This is a genomic window from Belnapia moabensis DSM 16746 (assembly GCF_000745835.1).
Lineage (GTDB): Bacteria > Pseudomonadota > Alphaproteobacteria > Acetobacterales > Acetobacteraceae > Belnapia > Belnapia moabensis.
On sequence record NZ_JQKB01000137.1, the window covers coordinates 1 to 8,223 of the forward strand.

General features: G+C 69.2%; 8 protein-coding genes. 2 read left to right on the forward strand and 6 right to left on the reverse strand.

Annotated elements, in window-relative coordinates; genetic code table 11:
• The first annotated feature begins 355 nt into the window (after nt 1–355).
• Complete coding sequence (locus tag EP26_RS28285; protein WP_052389800.1) at nt 356–1,027, forward strand: zinc-binding dehydrogenase; 672 nt, start codon at nt 356–358, stop codon at nt 1,025–1,027.
• Here EP26_RS28285 and EP26_RS28290 read toward each other — a convergent pair.
• A complete protein-coding gene (locus EP26_RS28290; RefSeq protein WP_043344272.1) occupies nt 1,017–1,784 on the reverse strand; it encodes an SDR family NAD(P)-dependent oxidoreductase in 768 nt (255 codons plus the stop codon). The two genes, EP26_RS28285 and EP26_RS28290, sit on opposite strands and share 11 nt — an antisense overlap.
• Nucleotides 1,781–2,740 (reverse strand): 3-hydroxyacyl-CoA dehydrogenase family protein, encoded by a 960-nt coding sequence (locus EP26_RS28295; protein ID WP_043344275.1) that lies wholly within the window; start codon nt 2,738–2,740, stop codon nt 1,781–1,783. Before EP26_RS28295 ends, EP26_RS28290 begins: the two co-directional genes overlap by 4 nt.
• Before the next feature lie 56 nt (nt 2,741–2,796).
• Between EP26_RS28295 and EP26_RS28300 the strand changes: the two genes are divergently transcribed.
• Nucleotides 2,797–3,252, forward strand: a complete 456-nt coding sequence (locus EP26_RS28300; RefSeq protein ID WP_052389801.1) for a DUF4286 family protein — start codon at nt 2,797–2,799, stop codon at nt 3,250–3,252.
• Here EP26_RS28300 and EP26_RS28305 read toward each other — a convergent pair.
• From EP26_RS28305 to EP26_RS34010, 4 genes are all read right to left on the reverse strand, one after another.
• Nucleotides 3,230–4,873, reverse strand: coding sequence for a hydantoinase B/oxoprolinase family protein (locus tag EP26_RS28305; RefSeq protein WP_052389802.1), 1,644 nt, complete (start codon nt 4,871–4,873; stop codon nt 3,230–3,232). The two genes, EP26_RS28300 and EP26_RS28305, sit on opposite strands and share 23 nt — an antisense overlap.
• Entirely contained in the window at nt 4,873–6,963 is a 2,091-nt protein-coding gene (locus EP26_RS28310) for a hydantoinase/oxoprolinase family protein (RefSeq protein ID WP_084113093.1), read from the reverse strand. The genes EP26_RS28305 and EP26_RS28310 overlap by 1 nt, the downstream gene beginning before the upstream one ends.
• Nucleotides 6,960–7,838, reverse strand: a complete 879-nt coding sequence (locus EP26_RS28315) for a TRAP transporter large permease (protein ID WP_043344278.1) — start codon at nt 7,836–7,838, stop codon at nt 6,960–6,962. The genes EP26_RS28310 and EP26_RS28315 overlap by 4 nt, the downstream gene beginning before the upstream one ends.
• Nucleotides 7,839–7,934: 96 nt before the next feature.
• Nucleotides 7,935–8,223, reverse strand: a 289-nt coding sequence (locus EP26_RS34010) for a transposase (protein ID WP_342669073.1), incomplete at its 5' end; no start/stop codon positions are given.

Below are 8,223 nucleotides of genomic sequence, written 5' to 3' on the forward strand. Positions count from 1 at the left end.
CAAGGGCGGCACGTACAAGGCTCCGGCTGTGGCGGCGTAAGTCCGCCACGGCCGGCAGCCACCGAGGCGTAGGGCGAGCGCAAGGAGGTCATGGCGCAACAGTCGGTGAGACGGGGTCGGGAGAACCAGGTAGAGCCAACGTACCCCGAGTACGCCGGTCTGATGTGGACCCGATCCGCGAACTCCCATGCAGGCCGGCGGTCCATGGCCGCAAAAGAGGCCGGACAGATGGCAGCATCCGACTACGCGTCACGGCAATCCTGAAGTTTTCCCTTGCCCTGAAGGGGGCGTCCACAGATGGCTCTACAACGCGCAGCGGGGGCGGCCCTTCGGTACGGCTGCTGAGTTCACCTGCGTGCCGGCGGAGAATGTCATCGCCCTGCCGGAGGGCATATCCTTCGAGACCGGTGCGTGCCTCGGCATTCCGGCGATGACTGCGCATCGCTGCCTCTTCGCCGATGGACCGGTGCGGGGGCTGCGCGTCCTGGTCTCGGGCGGCGGCGGGGCGGTCGGCAATTACGCAGTGCAGCTCGCGCGCTGGGGCGGCGCGGCCTGGGTCGGCGCCACGGCGAGCGGCGGCTGGAAGAGCAAGGATGCGACGGCCGCCGGGGCGGATGCGGTCTTCGACTACCGGGCGCCGGATTGCGCCGCCCGCATCATGGCGGCGACGGGCGGCGTCGACCGCATCGTCGAGGTGGATGTGGGCGGCAATGTCGCGCTCTGGTCGGAGGTGGTGGCGCTGAACGGCAGCGTCATCGGCTATGCCAGCCGCGGCGGCCTCTCGCCAGCCATCCCCGTCTCCGCCGTGCTGATGCGGAAGAACGTCAACCTGCGTGGCGTGGTGCTGAACAGCGCGCCGGCCGCAGCACGGCGGCAGGCGATGGAAGAGATCAATGCCTGGCTGCTTGAGGCGCCGCGGCTGCATCGGATCGCCGCCACCTTCCCGCTCGCCGAGACGGCGGCCGCGCATGAGGCCGTGGAGTCCGGCACCAAGCGCGGCACGGTGGTGGTACTCCCTACCCGCTGAGCGTCAGCCCGCCATCGACCACGACCGTCTGCCCCGTCACCATGGCGGCCCCGGCGAGGAGGAAGAGCATCACCTCCGCCAGGTCGTCCGGCGTGCAGCGGCGCTTGAGCAAGGCCTTGTCGATGCTGCTGCTGCGCTGCTCGTTGGTCCACTCGATCATCCAAGCGCTGTCGACGGCACCGGGGGCGACGGCGTTGACGCGCACCTCGGGCGACAGGGCCCGGGCCAGGTTCTTCGTCAGGCTGATGACGCCGGCCTTGGTCGCGCCATAGGCCATGGAGGAGCCGGGCGAGTTCAGCCCGGCGATGGAGGCGGTGTTCACAACGGCGCCGCCGGCCGCCTTCAGCGCCGGTGCGGCAGCCTTGGTGCAGCGGAAGACGCCGACCAGGTTCACCTGCACCAGCACCTGCCAAAGCTCGTCGGTGATGCGGTCCAGTTCATGGCTGGCGACGCTGGTGCGGCTGCCGGGCGTGCCGGCATTGTTGGCGAGGAAGTCCAGCCTCCCGAGATCGGCGACGGCCTTTTCCACCATGCGCGGGCCGTCAGCCGCATCGCCGACATCGCCCGGGGCTGTGATGACGTCGAGTCCCTCGACACGCAGGCGCTCCACCTGCTCCGGCCCGCGCGGGTCATCGGCCAGATGGTTGAGCGCGACCCGCGCGCCGTTGCGGGCGAGCTGCGTCACGAGGGCGAGGCCGATGCCGGAGGCGGCGCCTGTGACAAGCGCCGTGCGGCCGGCGAGATCGTAGCGGATCATTCGCCGCGCTCCAGGCCGGCCATGGTGCCGATCTCGCGCATCGCCTGCTTCAGCGCGATGAGGCGGCGGTCGCGTGCCTCGAACAGAGCCGCCGGATCGCCCGGCCAGTCGTAATAGCCGGCGCCGGCGAGGACGCCGGTGCGGCCCTCCGCCACCAGCCGGTCGAGCGTCTCGCTACGTCCTCGCACCGGCGGCGGAGCGTAGCTCTTGTTGGCGAGGATCGCTTGGGACAGCGCGAGCCCGGTGAAATCCGCCTTGGCGAAGACGCCGAGGACGGGCAGGCGCAGCGCCAGGCCGTGGATGATGGCGGCATCGATCTCGGGCGCCGTCGCCACGCCCTCATCGAGCAGGTGCTGCACCTCTAGGCCGATCGCAGCCTGGATGCGGTTGGCGACGTAGCCGGGGACGAATTTCTTCAGCCCGAGCGGCTGCTTGCCCATGGCGCGCAGCATCCCCATCACGCCCTCGAAGACGGCGGGCTCGCAATGCGGGCCGGGGATGACATCGACGAGGTCGACCAGATAGGGCGGCGTGTACCAATGGGCGATTAGGGCACGGGGCTGCCGCGACTCCGGGATCAGCGGGAAGACGTCGAGATGGCTGGTGTTGCTGGCGATCACCGCCTCGGCAGGCGCCAGCGCGTCGAGCTGCGCGAAGAGAGTGCGCTTGGCCTCCGGCGTCTCGATGATCGCCTCGACGATCAGCTCGGCGCCATCCACAGCGGCGGCGAGATCGGCATGGCGGGTGACGTGCTGGGCCAGATGCGCCGAGGTCCAGTCCACCGGCGCCTCGCCGCCCTCGACCAGCGTGGCCAGCGCCTTCTCCATCAGCCCCTGCGCGCGGGCCAGCGTCCCCTCGTTGCTGTCGGTGAGGCGCACCTGATGCCCGCCAAGCGCAAAGACCAGCGCCAACGCATGCCCCATAGTCCCCGCACCGATGACCGCGACCCGAGCCATGGCTTCCCTCCCTGCCAAGTCCGAGCCGATACTGCCGCGAGAGTGGAGGAAACAGAATGGCCGATCTGCTGATCCAACAGGGGCAGGGCCCCGGCTTGCGCTACCAGGACCTGGAGAACGAGGCCGATGTCTGGCATTGGCTGGAGGCGCCGCCGGAGGCGAAGGGCGGTATCCCCTACGCTCTTATCGCTTCGCTTGGCGACGTGTCGCGGCCGGCGCCCTTCCTCTACACGGTCGAGCTCGACATCGCCGAGGCGGACCTGCCCGCGATCTTTGAGTGGTACGAGCAGGAGCACCTGCCGATGCTGACGAGCTGCCCCGGCTGCATCGGCGGCACGCGTTACCGGCGGCTGGACGGCGGCGCGCCCAACCTGCTCGCCGCCTACCGCTTCGAGCGGCCGGAAGCGAACCAGACCCCTGAGTGGATCGCGGCGCGCTCGACGCCCTGGACGGAGCGGGTGCGGCCGATGTTCCGCAGCTCGCGCCGCTTCACCCGGCGCCTGCTGGCGTGACGTAGCCGAGGGCGCGGTCGCGCGCCGCGGCTTCCGGCGCACGGCGCGCGGGGTCTCCGAAGCCGCCGCCGCCGGAGGTCTCGAGCCGGATGCGGTCGCCGCGCTGCAGCGGCACATTGTCGGATTTCGGCGGCATCGGGCTTTCCGCACCGTCGCGCGTCAGCACCAGCTTGCCGGTGCTCGCGGCCGCCCCGCCGCCGAGGCCGTAGGGCGCATGGACGAAGCGGTCCATATTCGCGGTGAAGAAGCAGCGCGGGCTGTCGACGCGCCACTCCCGCAGCAGGCCGAGGCCGCCGCGATGCTCGCCGGCCCCGCCGGAGTTCGGCAAGAGCAGGTAGCGGGTGATGGTCAACGGCGCCTGCGCCTCGATCATTTCAATCGGGATGTTGCTGTTGTTGTGCATGCCGGCCGAGAGGGCGTTGACGCCATCCTTCTTCGGATGCGCGCCGGTGCCGCCGATCTCAATCTCGACCAGCACCTCGCGCTTCTCGTCTTCCGCGACGGTCTGAAAAGTGCAGACATAGGAATTGCCGTAATAGGCGGCCGGGATGCGGTCCGGCACCGCCTGGTGCAGCGCGCCGAACATGGCATTCAGCAGCCGATGCGTAACGGCGATGCGGTGGACCACGGGTGCCGGCGCCCGTGCATTCACCACAGAACCTTCTGGTGCGATGGTGGTCACCGGGCGGTAGCAGCCGGCATTGGCTGCGAAGGGCTCGTCGGAGGCGCACATCACGGCGAACATCACCGCCGCGTTGCTGCTGGCGAGCGTCGCATTGGTCGGGCCCTGCACCTGGGGCGAGCAGCCGGAGAGGTCGACCGAGATGGCATCGCCCTTGATGGTCAGCGCGACATGCAGCCGGATCGGCTTGTCGAGGTCGATGCCGTCATCGTCGAGCCAGTCGGTGAACTCGTAGGTGCCGTCCGGCATGCGGGAGATGGCGGCGCGCATCGCCTGCTCGCTCATGTCAAGGATGCGACGCCCGGCCTCGATCATGCCCTCGGCACCGTAGCGTGTCGCCAACCGCCGCAGCGCCGTGGCACCCACTTCGAGCGAGGCGATCTGGCTCTGCAGGTCGCCGAGCAGCAGGTCGGGCTTGCGGATGTTCTGGCGGATCATCGCCCAGACGCCTTCGTTGCGGCGCCCGTTCTCGATCAGCTTGAGCGGCGGGATGCGCAGGCCTTCCTGGAAAATCTCGATCGCCTTCGCAGCATAACTGCCGGCGACGAGGCCGCCGACATCGATATGGTGGCAGAGCGTGCCGACGAAGGCGATGCGCCGCCCCTCATGGAAGACGGGCTTGAAGGCGCAGATGTCGGGCAGGTGCTGGCCGCCGCAATAGGGGTCGTTGGAGATGACGACATCCTCCGGCCCCCAGGCCGCCGCATCGACATAGCGGTCGAGGATCTCCCGCAGGAAATGCGACATGCTGTTGAGGTGGCTCGGGATGCGGGCCGACTGGGCGAGGTTGTTGCCCTCCGCATCGAAGACGGCCGTGGAGTAGTCGAGCAGCTCGCGGACGATGGTGCTGCGGCTGGTGCGCCAGACGGTCACGTCCATCTCGGCGGCAGCGGCGGTCAGCGCGTTGCGGATGACCTCGATCTCGATCGGTCCCAGCATCAGGCGTCGCTCCGGGCGATGAGGGCGCCGGCGGCGCCGAGCGTGGCGCTCCAACCGGAGCCGATCCAATGGGTGGCGAAGGGTTCCTCGACGATGGCGGGGCCGGTGATGCGCTCGCCGGGCTTCAGCGCCTCGCGGTCCCAGATCGGCAGGTCGTGCCAGGCGCCATCGGCGAACACGCGGCGGTTGCCCTTCAGCGAGGGACGCTCGGCCGGTGTCGGCTCCGCCGCATCCGGTTTCGGCAGGCGGCCGGTGGCGATGGCGCGGAGGGTGACGATCTCCACAGCCTCCTGCTCGTCGGCATAGCTGAAGCGCTGGCGGTGCATCGCATGGAAGCGGGCAAGCAGCGCGGCGAGGTCCGGCAGCTCAGGCCAGGGGATCAGCAGCTCGAAGGCCTGGCCATGATAGCGCATGTCGGCGGCGATGCCGATCTCGCGCCGCTCCGGCGGCACGCCGTCGCGGGCCAGGCCGGCCTCGGTTTCGGCCCTCAGCGCGGCGACGATCTCCTCAATGGCGGGAAGGCTGGCGGGAACCGCCGGCATCATGCGGGAGCGGGCAATGTCCTGCACGAGGTCCGAATAGAGGATTCCGTAGGCCGACAAGGTGCCGGGCTCGCGCGGGAAGATCACCTCGCGGATGCCCATCTCGGCGGCGACATCGGTCGCATGCAGGCCGCCGGCACCGCCGAAGGAGAGCAGGGCGAAGTCGCGCGGATCGAGCCCCTTCTCGAAGAGCGAGAGTCGCACCGCCGCGCCGAGATTGGCATTGGTGACGGTGAGCATCCCCTGCGCCGCCTGTTCCACGGAAAGGCCGAGCGGCGTGCCGACCCGCGCCGCGATAGCCTCGCGCGTCGCCGGCATGTCGAGCTTCATCATTCCGCCGAGAAAGTAGTCCGGGTCGAGTCGGCCTAGCGCGAGGTTGGCATCCGTCACCGTCGGCTCCGTCCCGCCGCGGCCATAGGCGACAGGGCCGGGGCGAGAGCCGGCGCTGCGCGGTCCGACCGTGAGGCGCCCGCCGCTGTCGACGCTGGCGATGGAGCCGCCGCCGGCGCCGATGGTGCGCATCTCGACCATCGGCAGGCGCACCGGCAGGCGGTCGATCTCGCCCTGGGTTACGACGGAGACGCGGCCGCCCTGCACCACGGAGACGTCGTAGCTGGTGCCGCCCATGTCGACGGCGACGAGGTTCGGCCGCGCCAGCAATTCGGCAATGCGGCCGGCGGCCAAAGCGCCGCCGGAGGGGCCGGAGAGCAGCAGCCGCGCCGGCTGCTCCGCCGCCTGGCGCAGGCTGCAGACGCCACCGTTGCTCTGGACGAGGAAGACGAGCGGGTGGAAGCCCCCCTCCCCCAGCCGCGCCTCCAGCCGGTCGAGATAGGCCTTCACCACCGGCATCAGCAGCGCGTTCAGCACGGTGGTGCTGCTGCGCTCGTATTCGCGGATCTCCGGGCTGATCTCGCTCGACAGCGAAACCGGCAGCCCTGGCCGCGCGGCGGCGATCAACGCCTTCAGCCGCTGCTCATGCGCCGGGTTGACGTAGCTGTGGAGCAGGCACACGGCCACTGCCTCGGCGCCGAGCGCATCGAGTTGCGCGAATAGTCCCGGCAGCGCCGCCTCATCGAGTGGCTGCTCGGCGGTGCCGTCGGCGCGCATGCGCTCGTGCACGCCGAGGCGGCAGTCGCGCTCGATCAGGCAGGGGAAGGGATCGAGGTCCAGCTTGTAGAGCTCACGCCGGACATGGCGGGTGATCTCCAACACGTCCTCGAAGCCAGCCGTCGTCAGCAGCACCCCGCGGGCGAGCTTCCGCTCCAGGACCGCGTTGGTGGCGATGGTCGTGCCGTGCAGCAGCAGCCCGACCTCGGGCAGGGAGAAGCTGAAACGTTCTGCCGCCTCGGTCACGCCGCGCAGCAGGCCGATGGACGGGTCCTCCGGCGTAGTCGGCGTCTTCCAGGCGCGCACGGCGCCGTCGCGGGCATCGAGGATCTGCAGGTCGGTGAAGGTGCCGCCGATATCGACGGCGATCCTGATCGGCTTTGCATCGCCTCGCGGCCGATTCACGTCCTCGCTCTCGCTCGGACGACCGGGCGCGCTCATCCCATCACCCGCGGCAGCCAGAGCGCGATATCGGGCCAGATCATCATCAGTACCACCGCCAGAAGATAGGCCCCGAGGAAGGGCATTACGCCCGCGAAGACATCGGTGACGGGCCCGGGCCGCGGCCGCATCCCCTGCAACACATACATCACCGTGCCGTCCGGCGGGCTGATCTGCGCGATTTCCACCAGCATCGTCACGATCACCCCGAACCAGATGGGATCGTAGCCGAGGGCCTGCACCACGGGGAAGATCACGGGTACCGTGGTGATGATCATGGAGAAGCCCTCCATGAAGGTGCCGAGCGCCAGGTAGAGCGCCAGGATCGACGCCATGATCGCCCAGGGCGGCAGCGGCAGCCCGCCGATGAAGCCCGCCAGCGCCTGCGGCACGTTGATCGTCGTCAGCAGGTAGTTCAGCAGATAGGCGCCGAAGATGATGAGGCCGAGCAGCGCGGTGTTGCGGGCGGTCGCCTCCGCGCTCGCGTTCAGCAGGCGGAAGGTCAGCTTGCCCTCGATGGCGGCGAAGGCAGCCGATCCGACGACGCCGAGCGCGGCGGCCTCGGTCGGCGTCGCATAGCCCGCATAGATGGAACCGAGCACCAGCAGCATCAGCAGCAGCGTCGGCACCAGATCGATCAGCGCCCGCAGCTTCAGCGCGAGCGGCAGGCGCTCCGGCTTGGGCAGCGGGTGGCGGAGGCCGTGGATGGTGATGATGAGGATGAAGAGGCCCGTCACCAGGATGCTCGGCAGCAGCGCCGCGATATAGAGGGCGCCGACAGAGGTCTCGGTAATCAGGCCATAGATGATGAAGGTGATGCCCGGAGGGATCAGGTTGCCGAGCGCCCCGCCGGCGGCGAGCGAGCCGAGCACCATCCGCTGGCTCTAGGCCGAGTTTTTGAAGTAGGGCAGCGCGACGGCTCTGTTGCACAAATGAGCTGACGGTTAGGGTTCCCCTTTCCCCGGACAGCCTCATCCTACGGCTTCGGTGACGGGTATTCCGAGCGCGGTGAAGCCGTTCAAGACGGCCACACGAACCTGGAACTCGGCGACCTGGCGGTCGAAGTCTCTTGCCGTCAGGCGTTGGCCCAAGAGTTTGATGCAGTGCATTTTGGTCTCTGCGCGGCTTCGGCGGTGATAGCCGCTCCATCGTCGCCAGATAGTCCGACCAAAGCGCCGCGATGCACGGAGGGCTTCATTTCGTGCGATCGCCCCGGCGCCATCGGCCTTCCAGGGTTTGGCGTTCTTTCGGGGCGGTATG

Bases quoted from the DNA above. Each gene is read 5' to 3' on its own strand.
- EP26_RS28290 (WP_043344272.1), bottom strand. From the start codon at position 1,784: ATGATCCGCTACGATCTCGCCGGCCGCACGGCGCTTGTCACAGGCGCC.
- EP26_RS28295 (WP_043344275.1), bottom strand. From the start codon at position 2,740: ATGGCTCGGGTCGCGGTCATCGGTGCGGGGACTATGGGGCATGCGTTG.
- EP26_RS28300 (WP_052389801.1), top strand. From the start codon at position 2,797: ATGGCCGATCTGCTGATCCAACAGGGGCAGGGCCCCGGCTTGCGCTAC.
- EP26_RS28305 (WP_052389802.1), bottom strand. From the start codon at position 4,873: ATGCTGGGACCGATCGAGATCGAGGTCATCCGCAACGCGCTGACCGCC.
- EP26_RS28310 (WP_084113093.1), bottom strand. From the start codon at position 6,963: ATGAGCGCGCCCGGTCGTCCGAGCGAGAGCGAGGACGTGAATCGGCCG.
- EP26_RS28315 (WP_043344278.1), bottom strand. From the start codon at position 7,838: ATGGTGCTCGGCTCGCTCGCCGCCGGCGGGGCGCTCGGCAACCTGATC.